18 protein-coding genes are annotated in these 18,975 nt (G+C 67.7%); 16 read left to right on the plus strand and 2 right to left on the minus strand.

Features of this window, described 5'->3' with window-relative positions; genetic code table 11:
* The first annotated feature begins 16 nt into the window (after positions 1 to 16).
* The 12 genes from GOARA_RS17960 (at position 17) to GOARA_RS18015 (ending at position 11,220) form a co-directional block, all read left to right on the plus strand.
* A complete protein-coding gene (locus GOARA_RS17960) occupies positions 17 to 835 on the plus strand; it encodes an SDR family oxidoreductase (RefSeq protein ID WP_040523909.1) in 819 nt (272 codons plus the stop codon).
* A 52-nt stretch (positions 836 to 887) separates the two neighbouring features.
* Positions 888 to 1,712 (plus strand): DUF2786 domain-containing protein, encoded by an 825-nt coding sequence (locus GOARA_RS17965; RefSeq protein ID WP_007323854.1) that lies wholly within the window; start codon positions 888 to 890, stop codon positions 1,710 to 1,712.
* Between the two features lie 10 nt (positions 1,713 to 1,722).
* Positions 1,723 to 2,223 (plus strand): TIGR04338 family metallohydrolase, encoded by a 501-nt coding sequence (locus GOARA_RS17970; RefSeq protein ID WP_007323855.1) that lies wholly within the window; start codon positions 1,723 to 1,725, stop codon positions 2,221 to 2,223.
* 118 nt (positions 2,224 to 2,341) lie between these two features.
* Positions 2,342 to 3,211 carry an MlaE family ABC transporter permease gene (locus tag GOARA_RS17975; protein WP_007323856.1) on the plus strand — a complete coding sequence of 290 codons (870 nt, stop codon included), beginning with the start codon at positions 2,342 to 2,344 and terminating at the stop codon, positions 3,209 to 3,211.
* A 6-nt stretch (positions 3,212 to 3,217) separates the two neighbouring features.
* Positions 3,218 to 4,252 (plus strand): MlaD family protein, encoded by a 1,035-nt coding sequence (locus GOARA_RS17980; protein WP_007323857.1) that lies wholly within the window; start codon positions 3,218 to 3,220, stop codon positions 4,250 to 4,252.
* Positions 4,249 to 5,274 carry an MlaD family protein gene (locus tag GOARA_RS17985; RefSeq protein WP_007323858.1) on the plus strand — a complete coding sequence of 342 codons (1,026 nt, stop codon included), beginning with the start codon at positions 4,249 to 4,251 and terminating at the stop codon, positions 5,272 to 5,274. The genes GOARA_RS17980 and GOARA_RS17985 overlap by 4 nt, the downstream gene beginning before the upstream one ends.
* Positions 5,262 to 6,335 carry an MCE family protein gene (locus GOARA_RS17990; RefSeq protein ID WP_007323859.1) on the plus strand — a complete coding sequence of 358 codons (1,074 nt, stop codon included), beginning with the start codon at positions 5,262 to 5,264 and terminating at the stop codon, positions 6,333 to 6,335. Before GOARA_RS17985 ends, GOARA_RS17990 begins: the two co-directional genes overlap by 13 nt.
* Positions 6,335 to 7,453 (plus strand): MlaD family protein, encoded by a 1,119-nt coding sequence (locus GOARA_RS17995; RefSeq protein ID WP_040523923.1) that lies wholly within the window; start codon positions 6,335 to 6,337, stop codon positions 7,451 to 7,453. Before GOARA_RS17990 ends, GOARA_RS17995 begins: the two co-directional genes overlap by 1 nt.
* Before the next feature lie 162 nt (positions 7,454 to 7,615).
* A complete protein-coding gene (locus tag GOARA_RS18000) occupies positions 7,616 to 8,518 on the plus strand; it encodes an MlaD family protein (protein ID WP_280985254.1) in 903 nt (300 codons plus the stop codon).
* Positions 8,515 to 9,513, plus strand: a complete 999-nt coding sequence (locus GOARA_RS18005) for an MlaD family protein (RefSeq protein ID WP_007323862.1) — start codon at positions 8,515 to 8,517, stop codon at positions 9,511 to 9,513. The genes GOARA_RS18000 and GOARA_RS18005 overlap by 4 nt, the downstream gene beginning before the upstream one ends.
* Positions 9,514 to 9,552: 39 nt before the next feature.
* Entirely contained in the window at positions 9,553 to 10,365 is an 813-nt protein-coding gene (locus GOARA_RS18010) for a hypothetical protein (protein WP_007323863.1), read from the plus strand.
* A 6-nt stretch (positions 10,366 to 10,371) separates the two neighbouring features.
* The gene (locus tag GOARA_RS18015; protein ID WP_040523913.1) at positions 10,372 to 11,220 is read left to right on the plus strand and encodes an MlaE family ABC transporter permease; all 849 of its coding nucleotides are present in this window, start codon (positions 10,372 to 10,374) and stop codon (positions 11,218 to 11,220) included.
* A 443-nt stretch (positions 11,221 to 11,663) separates the two neighbouring features.
* Here the strand turns inward: GOARA_RS18015 and GOARA_RS18020 are convergent, their stop codons facing one another.
* Together GOARA_RS18020 and GOARA_RS18025 are read right to left on the minus strand one after the other, a co-directional pair.
* A complete protein-coding gene (locus GOARA_RS18020; protein WP_007323865.1) occupies positions 11,664 to 13,715 on the minus strand; it encodes a CocE/NonD family hydrolase in 2,052 nt (683 codons plus the stop codon).
* A 247-nt stretch (positions 13,716 to 13,962) separates the two neighbouring features.
* Positions 13,963 to 15,234, minus strand: coding sequence for a glycoside hydrolase family 76 protein (locus GOARA_RS18025; protein ID WP_007323866.1), 1,272 nt, complete (start codon positions 15,232 to 15,234; stop codon positions 13,963 to 13,965).
* A gap of 297 nt (positions 15,235 to 15,531) precedes the next feature.
* Between GOARA_RS18025 and rplJ the strand changes: the two genes are divergently transcribed.
* The 4 genes from rplJ (at position 15,532) to GOARA_RS18045 (ending at position 18,973) form a co-directional block, all read left to right on the plus strand.
* A complete protein-coding gene (gene rplJ, locus GOARA_RS18030) occupies positions 15,532 to 16,059 on the plus strand; it encodes a 50S ribosomal protein L10 (RefSeq protein WP_007323867.1) in 528 nt (175 codons plus the stop codon).
* A gap of 91 nt (positions 16,060 to 16,150) precedes the next feature.
* Entirely contained in the window at positions 16,151 to 16,543 is a 393-nt protein-coding gene (rplL, locus tag GOARA_RS18035; protein ID WP_007323868.1) for a 50S ribosomal protein L7/L12, read from the plus strand.
* A gap of 372 nt (positions 16,544 to 16,915) precedes the next feature.
* A complete protein-coding gene (locus GOARA_RS18040) occupies positions 16,916 to 18,163 on the plus strand; it encodes an ABC transporter ATP-binding protein (protein WP_083834918.1) in 1,248 nt (415 codons plus the stop codon).
* Positions 18,164 to 18,166: 3 nt separating this feature from the next.
* Positions 18,167 to 18,973 (plus strand): MlaE family ABC transporter permease, encoded by an 807-nt coding sequence (locus GOARA_RS18045; protein WP_007323870.1) that lies wholly within the window; start codon positions 18,167 to 18,169, stop codon positions 18,971 to 18,973.
* Positions 18,974 to 18,975: the final 2 nt, after the last annotated feature.

Consider the following 18,975-nt stretch of genomic DNA (forward strand, 5'->3'; position numbering starts at 1 on the left):
GCGCTACGTTGGCGGGGTGGACATCAACGATCGGGTAGCAATCGTCACCGGCGCGGCAAGCGGGATCGGCTCCGCGCTGGCGCGGGAACTCGTTCGACGCGGAGCCCGTGTCGTCGTCGCCGATCTCGACGGCGAAGCCACGGAGGCGACGGCGGCTTCGCTGCCCGAGGGATCAGCCGTCGCGGTCGCCGGCGACACGTCCCGGCCCGCGGTCATCGACGCCCAGATCGCAGCCGCGGAGAAGGCATTCGGGCCGGTGGACATGTACTTCGCCAACGCCGGTATCGGGGGCGCTCCCGGCCTCGCCGCCACCGACGACGACTGGACGCTGGCCCTCGACGTGAACCTGCTGGCCCATGTACGGGCGGCCCGTGCGCTGGTGCCCGGCTGGGCGGCCAGGGGGAGTGGCTACTTCGTCACCACCGCGTCCGCGGCCGGGTTGCTCTCCCAGATCGGCTCGGCGACCTATTCGACGACCAAGCACGCCGCGGTCGGATTCGCCGAGTGGCTGTCGATCACCTACGGCGACGAGGGTGTCGGCGTCAGCTGCGTCTGTCCGATGGGCGTCGACACGGCGTTGTTGCGCCCCGACCGCGAGGTGAGCGCCGAGGAGGCGCTGATGCTGCACACCGTCGAATCGGCCGGTGAGGTGCTGACGCCTGAAAACGTGGCGAGCGCGGTGCTCGACGCCGTCGAGCAGGGGCGTTTCCTGGTGTTGCCGCACCCGGAAGTGCTCGACATGTACCGGGGCAAGGGTGCCGACTACGGCCGCTGGATCGGCGGGATGCGACGACTGCAGCACGGTATGCGCGAAGCGTTGTCCGGCGACGCATGACGCGCGGACGCGGCAGCGGGAACCGAACGCGGCGCCGAATAGTCTAAGAAGTATGCGCGACGACAAGACGCTCGCCCGGATCGCGGCCCTGCTGCGCCAAGCCGAGGGCACCGACAACGAGCACGAGGCCGAGACGTTCATGGCCGCTGCCCAGCGGCTGGCGACCGCGGCCTCGATCGACTTGGCCCTCGCCCGCGCACACGACCCCGCGGCCCGTCAGCGCGTCACCCCGGTCGCGAGACAGATCACCATCGGCGAGGCGGGCAAACGCGGGCTGCGGACCTACGTCCAGCTGTTCGTCGCCGTAGCGCGCGCCAACGACGTCACCGTCGACGTCGCCCATAACTCGACCTTCGTCCTCGCCTACGGGTTCGACACCGACATCGACACGACCGAGGCGCTGTACACCTCCTTGCTCATCCAGATGGTCGCCGCCAGCGACGCCTACCTGAAGTCCGGGGAGTACAAGGGGGAGCGGGCCGCCCGGGTGGTCCGGCGCGGCCGGGGGTTGACGTCGCGCCGCGTCGTCGAGCACACGCCGCTCTCGCCGATCACCGCTCGGCTCAACTTCCAATCGGCATTCGCCGAGCGCGTCGGGACGCGCCTGACCGCGGCGCGCGACGAGGCCCGCGCGGACGCGCAGGCACGTGAGGACGACGCGGGGGAGCACTCCACTGCGGTCGCGTTGCGCCACAAGGAGGTCGAGGTGACGAACTTTTACACCGAGCAGTCCACGGCCCGCGGAAGCTGGCGGGCGGCGCGTGCGGGCGCCGGCTACTCGGAGGCGGCCCGCCGGGCCGGGGATCGCGCCGGGCGCCGGGCGCGGCTGGGCGAGCAGTCGCGCCTCGGCGGTGCGCGCGGCGCCCTCGACGGCTGAGACCGCGCCGATGGCGTCGCGTCCCCCCGACCGGCAGCGCAGCGCGGTCTACGCGGCCGAGCGGATGGTGCTCGGACTCTTCGACAACGTCGGGTCGACCCGGGCCGCCACGATCGGCGGCACGAACCTCACCTTGCCGGCCGAAGCCAAGTTCGCGTCTCTCGACTCGATCCGCCGCTACGTCGACGGCGTCCTGTCTTTGCCGGCCGTGATCGATCGGTTTCCCCGCGCGACGGTCCCCGTCCGGGCGCGCGCGCGCCGCGGGGTGAAGGCCGCGACCTATGAGGCCGGCGAGGGCGGCGGGGTGATAGCGATCCCCGAATCCGCAAGTGGCAGATGGGCGTTGCGGGAACTCGTCGTCCTGCACGAACTGGCGCACCATCTCGACGATTCCGGCGAGGCCGCGCACGGATCGCCGTTCCGCGGTGTTCTCGTCGACCTGGTCGAGGCGGCCCTCGGCCCGGAGGCGGCGTTCGCGTATCGAGTGATCTTCGGGGAATCCGGATTGTAGGTCGATTGACCCACTATGGTTGAGCCGCAGAACACAAATAGTGACGGCATGTGATTGCCGACACAAAGCCGGGTGATACCGTAGTCCGGAAATTCCGCGCCGCTATCGACCGAAGGGGGTGAGTACCGCCGTGGGCGTTCCCGCCAGCTATCAACCGTCCGGCTTTCGCTGGGCGTATCGGCTCTACGACTCGCTCCTCAGGGCGATCGCGAACGTCGGGCACTTCCTCTCCTTCGCCTACTACGCGGTCCGGTACGCCCCGCAGGCGATGTGGCGGTTTCGCGGCCAGACGATTCGCACCGTCACCGACCTGGCATGGGGCCGCGGCGCGATCATCGTCGGCGGAGGCACCGCGCTGGTGATGGCGGTGCTCGGCCTCGCCGCCGGGGCGACGGTCGCCATCGTCGCGCACGGCACGCTCAGCATGCTCGACCTCGGACCGGTCGCCGGCGGTGTCGCGTCCTACGCGATCACCCGGGAGTTCGCTCCGCTGCTCGCCGCCCTCGGATTCGCCGTACAGGCCGGATGCCGGATGACGGCGGAGATCGGGTCGATGCGCATCAGCGAGGAGATCGACGCGTTGGAGGTCGTCGGCGTCCACTCGATCGGCTTCGTCGTGTCGACCCGAGTGATCGCCGGCATCATCACGATCCTGCCGACCTTCCTCATCGCGACCCTTGCCGCCTACCTGTCCAGCGCGTTCGTCGTGCAGACCCGCGGGGAATCGGCAGGCGCCTACAAGCACTACTTCAACCAGTTCATCAACTTCCCCGACCTCGTGTTCGCGACGTTGAAGGTCGCGATCTTCATCATCGTGATCATCGTCATCCACTGCTACAAGGGCTACTTCGCGGCGGGTGGGCCGGAGGGCGTCGGGGTGGCTTCTGGCCGCGCGATTCGCGCCAGCCTCGTCGCCATCGTGGCGCTCGATCTCGTGCTCACACTAATCTTCTGGGGCTTCAACTCCCCGTTCGTGTTCCGGGGGTGATGGGAGATGCCAGATTTTCGCGCACCGGGTATGGCCGCTGACCGCGGCACGTACCTGAGCCGCGCCGTCTTCGCGATCATCGGCGCCGTCGTCGTGACTATCGCCGCGGTCGCCATCTCGACGGCCCTGCCCGACGACGCTCTCCGCATCCGGATGCACACCGACACCCTCGCCGGAGGCATCGAGGAGGGCACCGGCGTCGTGGTGAACGGCTCGGAGATCGGCCTGGTGCGGTCGGTCGCCGCCAACAACGGCGGCTATGTGCTCGACCTCGAACTCGACAAGAACCGGCTGACCGACCCCGGCATACTCACGACGACGACGCGCCTGAGCTACGCGCCCAAGAACCTCTTCGGCATCTCCGCGGTCGTCCTCAACAGCGAACCGGGCGGCGATCCGATCGCCAGCGGCGGCGAGTTCTTCCCGGATACGCCGGTCGACGCCACGCTGACCGCGCTGCTGCGCCAGCTCAGCGATATGCAGGACAAGGCCTTCGACCCGTACGTCAGCGATCTGCTCGCCAAAGCCGACCGCGCCTCGATGGCCTTCATGCCCGTGCTGGAGATCCTCGGTCGGCTCACCGGCCTCGTGGTCGAGACCGAGTCGATTCCGGCCGAGGTCTCGCTGCCGCAGCTGACCGGTCTGGTCGGCGGGCTGCCCGACAGCCTGCGGCAGATCCTTCCGTCGGTGAACAAGGTCCTCGACTGGCCGGAGGCACGCAAGGGCGGCACCGAATATCTGGAGCGCATGCGCAAGGGCTTCGATCACGCCACCAACACCACGATGGGCAGCCTGGGGCGGCTGCTCGGCCCGGCGGCCGTCGGGCAGCTCATGCCGCTCATGAAGGACGTGCTGCCGCTGCTTGAGCGGATCCTGGAGAGTTCGCCCAACGCGCGCAAGAACGGGCTGCAGATCCGCCAGCTGATCTACAACCTCGACCGCGCGCTGCCCAAGGTCGGCGGGCGCCCGGTGCTCAAGGTCGACGTGGTGCTGCGCGGTATGCCCGGCCCGGTCGCCGGACTGACGGGAGGAGTGCGGTGACCACGGCCAAGCGGGCGCTGATCTACCTCATTGTTTTCGCCATCGTCGCGATCGGCGGCGGAATCTTCGTCACCAACGGAATCCTCCGTCCCGTGCAGGGTGCCGATGCGGAGTACACCGCCGACTTCACCAACGTCTCCGGCCTTCGCGTCGGCAACGACGTGCGCCGACTCGGCACCCGCGTCGGCAAGGTGACCGCCGTCGATCTGCACCGGGAAGAGGATTCGGAGAACACGATCGCCCGGGTGAAGTTCACTCTCGCCCAGGGCGAGGAACTCTTCGGCGACACCCGATTGGCCATCCGCTACCTGAACCTCACCGGGATCCGCTACCTGGACCTGCAGCAGCAGGCCCGGTCGGGTTCGCCGCTGGCGCCGGGTGCGACGGTCGGGTTGAGTTCGACGACCCCATCCTTCGACATCACGCAGGTCTTCCACGGTCTCGCGCCGGTGTTCGCGGTGATGGACGCCGACGACATCAACCGATTCGCCGAGGGCATGCTGGCGATCGTGGAGGGCGACGGCTCGGGCTTCGCCGAGACGATCGGCTCGCTCACGAAGGTCCTCGGCCTGGTCAACGAGCAATCCGAAGTCGTCGACACGCTGGTCGACAACATGAGCGTGCTGTCGCGCGCGATTCACGGCAATTCGCGCTACATCGACCCGATGATCAACTACATCCAGCGGTTCGGGAACATCCTGATCGCCAAGGCGGCCGACCTGCGGAACTTCGGCGACCAGACCGGCGCGGTGATCGCCAGCCTCGACGACGTGCTGGGCGCGATGGGCTTCGAGCCCAACGATTCACCGGGATTCAACGACCTCGTCCGCCAGTTCATGCCCATCGGCGAGGCGGTCGTCGGAATCCTGGCACTGACTCCCGGGCTGCTCGCCGCGGTCAACTCCGTGCTGCCGCCGGCGGGAACGAACGCGTCGATGCAGTGCTCCAAAGGCCAGGCGCCGGTGCCGGCCAATCTCAAGCTGTTCCTCCGCGGATCGCAGGTGACGCTATGTCGGCGCTAGACGAGAACACCGAGACGAAGGCCGCCGGCCGCGGATGGTCGCCTCGGGCGCTGCTGCGGCGACTGTCCGATCGGCCCGCCATGTCCAATGCGCAGCGCGAACGCATGGAGATGCGGTGGGGGATCGCCAGCGCCGTCGTCCTCCTCGTCATGGGCCTGGTGGCGGCGGGCATCTATGTCTTCACGCCCGGTCAGGCACGGCTGACGGCCCAGTTCGACGAGGCGGGTCAGATCAAAGCGGGCGACAGTGTCCGTGTCGCCGGGGTGCCGGTCGGCACCGTCAAGAAGGTCACGCTCGCCGACGACCATGTCGTCGTCGAGATGTCGGTCGCCCGGGACGTGTTCATCGGCGAGGATTCGCGGGCCGACGCCAAGATGCTGACCGTCGTCGGCGGAAATTTCATCGACATCACCTCGGCGGGCAACGAGCGCCTGCGCGACAAGCCCATCGCGAAGGACAACACGTCGGTGCCGTACTCGCTGACGAAGACCTTCTCGCTGGCCCAGCCGAAGATCGAGGCCATCGACGCCGCGCCGCTGCGCAAGACGCTGGTGCAGGTGCAGGAGGGATTCGCGGCCAACCCGGGCGCGCTCAAGCGCAACCTGTCGGTCATGCAGTCGATGCTGACCAACCTGAACAACAGGCAGGACGAGTTCGGCACGATGCTGTCGCTGGCCGCCGAATACACCCAGTCGATCAACGTCAGCGGCGACATCCTGACCGCACTCGGCCGCAACCTCGCCGATTTCGTCACCGAGTTCGAGAGCTACGGCACGCGACTCTCCTACGCGTTCCAGCGCTTGGCCGACCTGCTCGAACGGGTCAAGGGCATCCTGCTCGAATACGACACGACCATCGATCCGCTGGTGCGCCAGGTGGACGCGATAGGGCGCAAGTTCGGTCCGCTGCTGGAGCGCTACGAGCCGATGATCAAACAGGGCCGCGACCTCATCAAGCGGTTGCAGTCGATGGTCGGGCCCGACGGGTCGATTCGCGTCGACCAGTCGAACATCGTGCTGTCGACCGACTACTGCATGCCGGTCCCGGGGGTGAAGTGCTGATGCTGAAGAAGCTCGCCAGCTCCAAGTGGCTGATGTCCGGACTCGTGATCGCCGGGGTCATCGCCCTCGGTGTGGGCTACCTCGGATTCCAGCGCGTCACGACGCGGACCGTCAGCTATTGCGCCGAACTCGACGACGGCATCGGCATCTTCGCGGGCAACGCGGTGATGCGGCGCGGCGTGCAGATCGGCACCGTGTCGAAGATCGAGTCGTCCGGGGGATCGGCGAAGGTGACCTTCTCCGTCGACGCCGACCAGCCCTTGCCCGCCGACGTACAGGCCACCAGCGTGGCGCCGTCGATCATCGCCGTGCGTCAGCTGGCCCTTCTCGGCGACTACCGCGGCGGGCCCAAGCTCGCCGCCGGCGCCTGCATCCCGCGCGCCCGGACCGCGACCCCCGCGACGATCAGCGAGACGTTGCAGAGCGTCAACCGGCTTGCCCGCCAGCTCACCATCGACGGCGGCCCGCAGCAGACGGCGCAGGTCATGAAGAGCATCTCCACGATCTCCGGTGAACTCGACGGCGTCGGCCCGGTGCTGAACGGCCTCATCAAGCAACTCGCGGTACCGGCGCGCACCCCGATCGCGGGTGCACTCGGCGACATGGCGACGGCGCTGGACAGCACGAGTGCGCTCACCGTCGGTCTGGCCGACAACTGGGGTGTGCTGCGGCAGCTGGTCGACAGCATCAACGGGCTCACCGAGCCGGTCGTCGCGCCGCTCATCAAGCAGCTGACCCGCATCGCGTACGCGCTGCCCGAGATCTTGGTGAGCGTTTCGAGTCTGATCGATCGCTATCAGCACTTCGCCTGGCCGGCGCTGGACGTGATCCTGCCGATCACCCGCATCGTCGGTGCCGGTTTCCGCAACTGGGGCGACCTGCTCGGCATCGTGCCCGTGATCATCCGCGCCTTCGATGTCTCTTTCGACCAGAAGACGCTGGGCCTGCGCATCGGCTACAAGCCGCCGCGGACGCGAATCCCGGCGAAGAATCCGAAGCTGACCTGCGCCAACGTCAACCGGTTCCTTCCCGGCCAGTGCCGCGTCGTGGGTCCCGACGCGATGGAACTCGACGCGCTGCGGGCGTTGATGCTGATGACGGGAGCGGGGCGACCATGACCACGACCATGATCGGGCAGCGCGCATCTCGCCGTAGCGCCAGGTTGCGCCTGGTGCGAACCGTGGCTCTCCTCGTCGCCGTCGTGGTCGCATCCTCGGGTTGCGCCGGCTTCTCCGTCGAGCGGCTCCCCGGCACCGGGCGCGGGCGGGGACACCTGGCCGCTGCATCTCGAATTCGGCACCGTGATGAACCTGCCGACCGAGGCCAAGGTGACGGTGAACGGACTTCGCTCGGGTGTGGTGTCGGAGATCGCCTCGGCGCCCGACGTCGCGAAAGTGACCGTGCGGCTGAACCCGTCGACGGTGGTGGGTCGCAATGCCACGGTCGAGTTGCGGCAGGACACGTTGCTGGGCGACACCTACGTCGCCATCACCAACCCGGCCGACGCGTACTCGCAGCCCGTCGAGCGCGGCGGAACTCTCGGCAAGGACCGGGTGAAACCCCCCGTCCAGGTCGAGGCGTTGCTCAACAGCCTGGCGAACTTCGTCGGCAGCGGCAGCCTGCCGCAACTGGGCAACACCTTCAACCGTCTCACCGAGCAGTTCCCGAAGGATCCCGCGGAGACGCGGCGGGCGAGCGTCGCACTCGTCGGGACGTTGCGCGCCCTGTCGGCGCAGAGTGAGAACCTCAACACGCTGCTGCTGTCGGTCGACGACATCGGCGGTCAGCTGGCCCAGATGGAGGACCGGCTGCGCTTCGTCTTCAGCGACGAGGGATCGCAATTCCTCGATGCCGTGACCGTGCCGGCGCAGATCGTCGACCTGCTGGCGCGCCTGCAGGGGACGCTGATTCCGGTGCTGCCGGCGATCCCGGTATTCAAAGCGCTCGCGGCGTTGATCGAGAAGGTCGTGAAGCCCCTGCTGATCCCTGGCTGGCCCGACTACTTCGGCCAGGCGTCCAATCCGCAGGCCATGCTCAACATCCTCACCGACCGCCTCGTGCCGTTCCTGAAGGCGGGACCGGCGGTCAACGTGAACAAGGTCGCGATCGAGAACGACGTGTCGAACAAGCAGCTGGCGGACCTGATGCTGCGCCAGCTGCGGATGATGGGGTTGGCGCGATGACCACTGCGACACGAAAGCGGCGCTGGGCTCCGAGCGCGGTCACGCGCGAGTTGATCTTCAACATCGTCGTGTTCGTCGCGGTCGTGACGCTGTGCGGTGCCTACCTCGCGATCGCCGTGTACCGGTGGAATCCGCTGGAGAAGACGTCGACGGTCACCATGAAGCTGAGCGACACCAACCTGATCCTCGACGGGACCGGTGTGTTCGTCAACGGCGTGCGCGTCGGTGCGGTGTCCAACGTCGACCTGACGCCGGCGGGCGCATCCGTGCGGCTGACCTACCCGGCCGACGTGAAGATCCCGGTGGACACGCCCCTGCAGATCGGACTGCAGTCCGCTCTCGGCGAGCCGTACCTCAACTTCATGCCGTCCGCGACGGCCGGACCGTTCTTGCGCGACGGGGACACCGTCGCCGCCCGCAACATCGCCGAGCCCGAATCGATCCCCGGCATCTTCGACCAGATGCAGAACATGCTCGCGGTCGTGGCCGTCGATCCGCTGGCCGACCTGCTGCGCACGGCGTGGGAAGCGCTGGAGGGCACCGACGAGGCCACCGGGCGGATCAGCGACGGGACCCGGCTGATCGCCGGGGTGCTGGCATCCCGGACGCCGCAGGTGCGGGCCATGTTCACCGCGACGCAGCGCTACAACGAGAACCTGGTCTGGGCGATGGGCGCGGTGCCGAAGTTCGTCGACTCGTGGGCTTTGATCCTCAGCAACTATTCGGAAGTCCTGCGCGGAGCCGGTGTGCTGGTGAACAAGGGGCACCTGTACGAGAACTTGAGCGGGGCGCTCGACCCGCTGCTGCAGCGGCTGACCGACTACCTCGAGAAGATCCTGCCGCCGACGATGGACGCGCTCGGTCCGATCATGCCGATCGTCACCGCGCTGAACCAGACGATTCCGCAGATCAACCTCAGCGAGTTCTTGTCCGACGCATTGCAGTTGTTCGGCGCCGGTGACGGCGTCCGCGTGGTGGTGAGTCCGGTGAAATAGGCTCCCCACCACGGTCTGAACAACGCTGAAAGGAATTACGTGCCAACCAACCCACGCGATGACGACTCGATCCCCGACGAGGAGATCGAGGTGCCCGACGCCGAAGCCGCGACCGACGACGACGCCGAGGAGGACACCGAGGACGACGCCGTCGAGGAGACCGTCGTCGTCAAGACGCGCAAGCGTCCGGCCGCCGATTCCGCGTCGAAGGCCGCGTCCTCGGAATCGGCGGACACGGGCGGGTCGCCCAAGCAGATCACGCTGTCGGTCCGGGCGCTCGTGCTCGGGCTGGTGGGACTGCTCGTCGGGGCGGGGCTGCTGTTCGGCATCGTCGACAACCTGCGGGTGCGCAACCAGCTCGGCGACCTGCGCGACCGTCAGGCGAACGAGGCCAAGGCGGAGGAAATTGCCGGCGACTACGCGGTGAAGGCCGCGACCCTCGACTACAACGACCTCACGCCGTGGGCGGCGAACCTCAAGAAGGGGGTCTCGCCGCAGCTGGCCAAGCAGTTCGACGTCGCCGTGCCCGCGATGACGCAGATCCTCACGCCCGTCCGGATGAAGACGACGGCCAACCTCGTCTCGTCGACCACGACCGACGTGTCCGGCGATGTCTACAAGGTGACCGCCGTCGTCGACGTCAACACGACGAGTCTGCAGACGCCGAACGGGGCTTCGGCGCTGGCCGCCTATGTGCTGACGCTCAACAAGGCGGACAACTGGATGATCACCGCCGTAGGCGACCAGGCGACGCCCGGAGGGACTCCGCGCCTGCCGGGGATGCCGAACCAGCCGCAGCAACAGCAGCAACAACAAGCGCCGCCGACTCAACCTGCGCCACCGGGGGGGTGATCGGACATGACCACTTCGACAGCCACCCCTGATTCCGGCCCATCCGTCGGGTCCGTGCTCGCGGACAATCTCCGCGACAACGCCTACGGGCCGCTCCGGACGCTGGGACGGACTTTCCAGCTCGCGGTGCACGGCGTCGCGCAGATGCTGCTGGATATCGCGCGGCGGCAGCTCAAGGTGAAGGAGACGCTGATCCAGGCGTGGTACCTGGTGAGCGTCACGGCGCTGCCCGCGTTCCTGATGGCGATTCCGTTCGGCGTGATCGTGACGATCCAGATCGGCAACGTCATCAATCAGCTTGGCGCGCAATCTCTCTTGGGCGCCGGTAGCGGTTTCGCGGTGATCCAGCAGGCCGCGCCGTTGGCGTCGGGCATGCTGCTCGGCGGGGCCGGGGCGTCGGCGATCGCGGCCGATCTCGGCGCCCGCAACGTCCGCGAGGAGATCGACGCCATGCGGACGATGGGCGTCGACCCGATCCAGCGGCTGGTGGTGCCGCGCATCATCGCCTCGGTGCTCGTCGCGCCGTTGCTCGCGCTGTTCATCATCCTGGTCGGCGTGGTCGCCGCGTACTACGTCGCCGTCCTCGGCCAGGGCGTCGGGGCCGGCAGCTATTGGCAGTCGTTCGGCGCGTTCGCCTCGGTGCGCGACGTCGGTCTGGCCATGTTCAAGGCCGTCATCTTCGGCTTCATGATCGCCGTCATCGGCTGTCAGCGCGGTCTGGAGGCAAAGGGCGGACCGAAGGGCGTCGCCGACGGCGTCAACGCCACGGTCGTGATCTCCACCGTCGCGATCATCATCGTCAACATGATCATCACCCTGATCTACACGGTGTTCTTCCCGATGCAGCTAGGCTGAGCCCCCCATTCCCGCCGACCGTGCCCGCTTTCTCGCCGACCGTGCCCAGTTTCGCGCCGACCGTGCCCACATTCTTGCCGACCGTGCCCACTTTCGCGCCGAGTGTGCCCTCCGACTCGGATTGGTCTCGATACGCCCACTCGGCTAGCGCCTCGCAGGCACTCGACCACCGATCGGTGCCGATCGTGCCCAGATTCGTGCCGAGTGTGCCCTCCGACTTCGGATTGGTCTCGATACGCCCACTCGGCTAGCGCCTCGCAGGCACTCGACCACCGATCGGTGCCGACCGTGCCCACTTTCTCGCCGAGTGTGCCCTCCGACTCGGATTGGTCTCGATACGCCCACTCGGCTAGCGCCTCGCAGGCACTCGACCACCGATCGGTGCCGATCGTGCCCAGATTCGCGCCGACCGTGCCCAGATTCGCGCCGATCGTGCCCAGGCGTCAGGAGGGGAAGGCGCCGATCGCCTGGAACGTCAGGTAGCTCGGGTGGTCCGGATCGAGGACCAGGCGCTGCTTGCGGCTGCGCGCCTTGATCAGGTCGGGGACGAGGGTGAGGAAGCGCGGCAGACTGGCCGCGTAGACGTCGACGCGCAACCGGTGGCCGGTGTCGATGACCGCATCGGTCGGGACGAGGTCGATGTCGATCGCGACCGGGGTGTCGACCGGAACGGGCAGCTTGCGCACCCGCGTCAGGTAGTGGTGGGCGCGCAGCAGATTGCCCTCGGCGTCGTACTCCGACTGGGCATGGTCGAGCGCGCGGTTGGAGACGGTGAGGCCGCCGTTGGTCAGGACCGTCGACGTGCCGTCGGGCGCCACGTCGTTGACGGTCACCGCCCAGGTGCCCTCCTCGCCGGTGCTGGCGACGTAGAGCCGCAGGTTGGCCGACCCGCTGATCTGTACCGGCTCGGTGGCCGCAGCGGTGGTGAAGCTCAATCCGCCGCGTTCCTGGAACTCCGCGTTGGTGGAGAACGTCGGCCCCAACACGATTGCCGCACCCGCCGTCACCTGCGCCATGTCGCGGGAGACGAGGCCCCGGATGCCCGCGCGGATGGGCAGCGACACTTCTTCAGCCGCCGGACGGCGGGAGGCCGCGGGGGAGGTCGTCAGACTGCCGTCGTGGCGCGCGTGCGGTGCGGTCTCCGACGACGCCGCGGCCAGGTACAGGCGCTGCGTGCCGACGCCCGGGCGCGGGAACTGGGTCCCCGACGTCCAGCCGCCGCCCTGCTGCTGCAGGACGACAGGGCCGTAGTTCTCGACGCCGTTCTCGATGTCTTTGAGCCAGCGGTCGAACCACGCGCGCTCCAGGACGTCCATGCGGGGCGGCGCGAACCGGCCGCCCAGGCCGGTGCCGACGTCGAGGTGGTAGCCGTCGCCGACGAGCATCTGCTTCTGGCCCGGTTCGAGGTTGAGGTTCTGGTACACCTGCGTGCTGCTCGGGCCGAACAGGTCGTGCCATCCGCCGACCGTGAACGTCGGGCAGGCGATGTTGCCGACCTTCGGGTCGCGCTCGTCGAAGTAGGGGTCGTCGAAGATGCGTTCGTCGCGGGTCGTGAGGAAGCCCCAGAGCAGCGACGGGAGTTCAGTGGCGGGGGACTTCAGCCGGTCGCGCAGCCAGCGAGTCGCATCGCCGTGGGAGAGGTCGTGCAGCGCGGTCCGGGGGTTGGGGAGCCACTTGAGGACGTTGACCAGGCTCAGCCAGATCGGGATGAAGGCCGACGGCATGCCGCCGGTGATGTAGATGTCGCGGACGATGTCTGAACAGCCCTCGATGGCGAAGACCGCCTGCAGGGCGGCGGGCCGCTTGTCGGCGGCCTGCAGGGCGTTGATCGCGGAGTACGACCACCCGGCCATGCCGACCCGGCCGTTGCACCAGGGCTGCGTGGTGACCCAGTCGATCAGCTCGACCGAATCCTTCTGCTCGCGCATGCCGAGGATCTGCCATTTGCCTTGGGACGCACCCGTTCCGCGGACGTCGACGAGGATCTGCACGTATCCGCTGCGCACGAGATTCCGGTTGACCCCGAAGACGTCGAGGCCGCCGCCGGCGACGACGCCGGTCAGTCGCGTCAAGCCCTCCAGCGGGGTGCCAGACGCGTCGACGGCGCCGGAGGCGGCACGCACGCCTTTGCCGACCAGCGGGATGTTCAGCCCCCCGTCGATGGCGTCGAGGAGCGCGCGGTTGTACGGGTTGATCGACAGCACGGCGGGGTAGGGGGCGGTGACGGGAGTACCCAGTCGGGTCGCCGGGCGCACTACGGTGGCGCGCAGGCGCACGCCGTCGCTCATCGTGATGGTGACGTCGCGGTCGATGTGGACGCGCGGGTAGCGCTGCTTTCCGTCGACGAGTGCCCGCCATGCCCGGGCGTCTGCGCCGCCGGTGGGATCGCCGAGGGGGAGGGTCTGCGTGCCGTCGTCGACGCGAACAGCGGGCAGCGCGGTCGCCGCGCTGCTGCGCGCGGTGCCCTTGCCAGTGGGGTCCAGCCGGTAAGCCATCACATCACCTGCCCGCCGACTCAGCCGGAGGGCACGGTGCCCGGCGCTGGGTCGACCTGTCGTAGCGCTTCGATGTTATGAACCCGATCCATAAGCGTGAAGAACGGGTGTGACATAGGCCACCGGGAACGCTGTTGCCGAATATATCCGATGCGCGTCACGGATCGTTAACCGGGGGGCGGCGTTTCGGAAACCTGGAATCCGTTGTCTTACTGGTCGATTAACCAGGACCGGCAACGCCCCTGCGTCAGTGTTCGGACAGCCCCGCCGCGACGCGCGCCGCCGCCTCCAGCGCCATCCAGCCCGACAGTTGCACGGACAGGTCGCGTTCGGGGGTTTCCGACGAGTGGACCGCGCCGGCGATGAACTGCGCGTCGGTGCCCGAGTCCGTCGGGATCACCGCCTCGCGGCGCCAATCCGCGCTGAACAGCGGGGCGGAGTTGACGATCGCGCGCGTCTGCCAGACGGCGTCGGCGGTGTCGAGCACGATCCGCTCGGCACGGGCGCGGGTCTCCGGTGCCCCCGGGCCGTCGGGCAGGTCGGTGGCGAGAAGGGCCAGGTAGCGGACGAGAATCCCGGCGAACAACCCGCCGTCGCCGCCTCCGGCACCGGGCACGATCCGAGCCTTGCGTGCAGCTGTATCCCCGGCACCCTCCAGGGTCGTATCGACGAGCAGATGCTTCTCGACGGCGCCGAGCAGCGCGTCGATCCGCTCCCGGTGCCGAGTGCCCGCGTCGCCGCGTGACGCGACGGCGCGCACCGCCTCGCATTCGGCGCCGAGTACGACGCCCTGGCAATAGGTGTAGATGTCGGTGACCAGCTGCCACGGCCCCTTCGGGTCGTCGAGGGGCGGCGGTTTGATCCCGTCGTAGATCAGTCCGGTGTCCGGAGCCAGCAGCTTCTCGTGCATCCAGTCGCACATCGCGATGGCCCGCTCGGTCTCGCCGGTGCGCGCCATGAGAATCGCGCCCGGCCCGTTGGCGGGGGTGTTGAAGAAGTAGTCCATCGTCCGCCACGGGATGCCGCCGCCCTTCGGCGGCGCCCACGAACCGTGGATCCGGCCGGCCAGGACCCGCTCGGCCCGCGCGCTGCCGACGCCGAGATGGCGCCGGGCGCGTTCGACGGAGATCCCGAGCCAGGCCATGTCGTCGTAGTAGTCATTGGTCCATCGGCCCAGATTGCGCGCGTGGATGCCGCGCAGCAGCCGGCGTACCGTTCCGACGCCGATGCTCCCGGGACGAGAGATCTCCGCGTCGACGAGGAGATCGAGCAGATGCGCGTGCCACCAATAGTGCCAACTGCCCGGCAGCAGCGATGCGAGTCGCCCGCCCGCCCCACCCGACGACTTCGGCCAGGCCACGTCGGCGATCGCCGTGCCCGGCAGGTGGAGCAGGCGTCTCAGATGGCGGTCGACGACGGCGTCGGTCGCTTCGGCCGCGCGCGCAGACGCTTCGGTCTCGATCGACCGCTCGGTCGACCATTCGGGATCGTGGCCGTCGGATTTGGATCGCTGAGCCATAGTGGGTAGCCTAGGCGGTTGTTGTGGGCATGTGCTCACAGCAGGTTCAACCAGAGACCGTTGGTCACGGGCCGTCGCACGACGACCCGTCGAAGGTTCGGCGTCACGCGCCGACGGCCCACGCAGGATGACCCGAGGAATACTCTCGCGACGACGAGTCCGAGAATGTACGCCCCGTGTGCTTCCTGCGCGGGGCGTTTTGTTTTGCCGGCTTCGCCGCCGTGGAACAGCGTGAAACCCGACCGGGACCGCCTCGATCTCTGGAGAGCATCCACGTGAAATGAGAGGAGGCGAAGTATGGCCAAGTCCGACAAGGTCGCCGCAGTCGCGGAGATCGCTGAGCAGTTCAAGGGCTCCACGGCAGCGGTCGTCACGGAATACCGTGGCCTGTCCGTTCCCGCGATCTCCGAGCTGCGTCGTTCCCTCGGTGAGGGCGCAACCTACTCCGTCGCCAAGAACACCCTGACCAAGCTCGCCGCGAAAGAAGCGGGCGTGGAAGGGCTCGACGAGCTGTTCACCGGTCCGACCGCTATCGCCTTCATCGAAGGCGAGCCGGTAGTCGCGGCCAAGGCGATCAAGAACTTCGCCAAGGAGAACAAGGCCCTTGTCGTCAAGGGCGGCTACATGGACGGCCGTGTGCTGTCGGTGGCCGAGATCGACAAGATCGCCGACCTGGAGACCCGTGAGGTCCTCCTGGCCAAGCTCGCCGGTGCCATGAAGGGCAACTTGGCTAAGGCCGCCGGGCTGTTCAACCAGCCCGCATCGCAGGTGGCGCGTCTCGCCGCGGCCCTGCAGCAGCAGAAGGAAGCTGCGGGCGAGGAGTAATCCACGCCGCCACCGACCATCCGGTCAAGCACAAACCCGGTCGGGCACTGCGGATTTCGCAGACTCGGCCACCTAAAGGAAGGACGCCATCATGGCGAAGCTCAGCGCTGACGAGCTCATCGATCAGTTCAAGGAACTGACCCTGCTGGAGCTCAGCGATTTCGTGAAGAAGTTCGAAGAGGTCTTCGAGGTCACCGCGGCCGCACCGGTCGCCGTTGCCGCTGCCGGTGCCCCGGCTGCCGGTGGCGACGCCGCCGCCGCTGCCGACCAGGACGAGTTCGACGTCATCCTCGAGGGTGCCGGCGACAAGAAGATCCAGGTCATCAAGGTCGTCCGCGAGGTTGTCGCGGGTCTGGGCCTGAAGGAGGCCAAGGACCTCGTCGAGGGTGCGCCCAAGCCGCTCCTGGAGAAGGTCTCGAAGGAAGATGCCGAAGCCGCCAAGGCCAAGCTCGAAGAGGCCGGCGCCAGCATCTCTCTCAAGTGACCCGTCGAACCGGGCCGGCCGGCCCGGTTCGCGCGCACTGAAGACGAGCGCCCCGCGAGAATCTCGCGGGGCGCTCGTCTTGCTTTCCGGCCTCTCGCCGGAGCCGTGTCCGCGGTCACATGCAGCGGCCTGCCTGGTCGCGAAGACCGGTATGGAGTCGCGCGCGATTATGGGTTACTCTTAGCCCTCGTTAAGGTCCTACTCGTCAGTAGGGACGGTCGTCCCAGTGACGTTCTGCAGGCGAGTTGGACGGAGTCGGGTCGGGCACCGACGCGTCCGTGGGTTAGAGTGATCGCGACCACATATGTCCAATGGGGGTCGCGGGAGTCACTCGCGCTGCCGTTCGCGGACGTTCGACTGGAGGGAACCGCTGTGGGTGTAGAAGTAAGCGTGGAGGGACTGACTAAGTCCTTCGGCTCGCAGAACATTTGGCGCGACGTGACGTTGACCCTGCCGGAAGGGGAAGTCAGTGCGCTCCTCGGCCCGTCGGGTACCGGTAAATCGGTTTTCCTGAAGACGTTGATCGGTCTGCTCCATCCGGAGCAGGGCTCGGTGATCATCGACGGCACCGACATCACGAAGTGCTCGGCGCGCGAGCTGTACGAGATCCGCAAGCTGTTCGGTGTCCTCTTCCAGGACGGCGCGCTGTTCGGCTCGATGAGCCTGTACGACAACATCGCGTTCCCGCTGCGCGAGCACACCAAGAAGCAGGAAAGCGAAATCCGGCGCATCGTCATGGAGAAGATCGACCTCGTCGGTCTGGCCGGTGCGGAAGACAAGCTCCCCGGTGAGATCTCCGGTGGTATGCGCAAGCGTGCCGGCCTGGCCCGCGCACTCGTGCTCGACCCCCAGATCATCCTGTGTGACGAGCCGGACTCCGGTCTGGACCCGGTCCGTACCGCCTACATCAGCCAGCTGCTGATCGACATCAACGCGCAGATCGACGCGACGATCCTGATCGTTACGCACAACATCAACATCGCCCGGACCATCCCGGACAACATCGGCATGCTCTTCCGCAAGGAACTGGTCATGTTCGGCCCCCGCGAGGTGCTGCTGACCAGCGAACAGCCGGTCGTCAAGCAGTTCCTCTCCGGCGACCGCTTCGGCCCGATCGGCATGTCGGAGGAGAAGGACGAGGCAGTCGCCGCGGCCGAGGCCGCCATGCAGGCGGCAGGTATCTCCGGTGGTGGCACCAAGGACGACTTCAGCGAGATCATCGCCCAGGTCCAGCCGAATCCGGGCATGCCCGAGCGCAAGGCCTCCGCGCGCCACCGCCGCAACGTCGAGGAGATCATCCACACGCTGCCCCCCAACGCCCAGGAGGCGATCCGGCGCAGCATGGAGGAAGAGGACAAGCTCCTCGCCGAGAACCGCGCCCAGTCCGCGGCCATGCACGCGTCGGCGGCCGCGGCCGCCCAGACGGCTGCGGTCGGAACCGCCGTCGGCAGTGCCGCTGCCGGGGTGACCGCCAACATCGCGCAGGCCGAGGGTGCGAACGAGACCACCGATGTGTTCAACACCGTGGGCCAGGCTGACGAAGGCAACTGGGTGACTCCGTCGGAGTCGCCGACTACGCCCATCGAGACTGACGGTTCGGCAGGAAACGGGAGTTCATAACTGATGACGACTGCCACCCAGCGTGGCGTGGATCGAATCGCGAATGCCGGGTCGGGTGCGCTTGAGCAAACAGGCCGGATCGTCCAGCTATTCATCGACGTCGCACGCCAATCCGTTGTGCGCCCGTTCCAATGGCGGGAGTTCATCCAGCAGGCCTGGTTCATCGCCAGTGTCACGATCCTGCCGACGGCGCTCATCGCGATTCCGTTCGGCGCGATCGTCTCGTTGCAGACCGCCTCGCTGATCAAGCAGATCGGCGCGGAGTCGTATACGGGTGCGGCGAGCGTGTTGGTCGTGCTGCAACAGGCGTCTCCGATCATCACGGTGCTTCTGGTGTCCGGTGCCGCCGGTGCCGCGGTGGCAGCCGATCTCGGCGCGCGCACCATTCGCGAGGAGATCGACGCCATGGAGGTGCTGGGCATCAACCCGATCCAGCGCCTGGTGGTTCCGCGCGTGCTGGCGATGGTCCTGGTGGCGATCCTGCTCAACGGTCTGGTGGCGGTGATCGGCATCGCGGGCGGCTACTTCTTCAACGTCGTCGTGCAGGGCGGTACGCCCGGTGCCTACCTGGCATCCTTCGGCTCATTGGCCCAGCTACCCGATCTCTATATCTCGACCATCAAGGCGGCGATCTTCGGTGTCATCGCCGGCGTGGTCGCCGCCTACAAGGGCCTCAACCCCAAGGGTGGTCCGAAGGGCGTCGGTGACGCGGTCAACGAGAGTGTCGTGATCTCGTTCCTGCTCCTCTTCTTTGCCAACCTGATCCTGACCGCGGTGTATCTGCAGGTCGTGCCGGCGAAGGGAGCGTAGCC

Source organism: Gordonia araii NBRC 100433 (genome assembly GCF_000241265.1).
Taxonomy (GTDB): domain Bacteria; phylum Actinomycetota; class Actinomycetes; order Mycobacteriales; family Mycobacteriaceae; genus Gordonia; species Gordonia araii.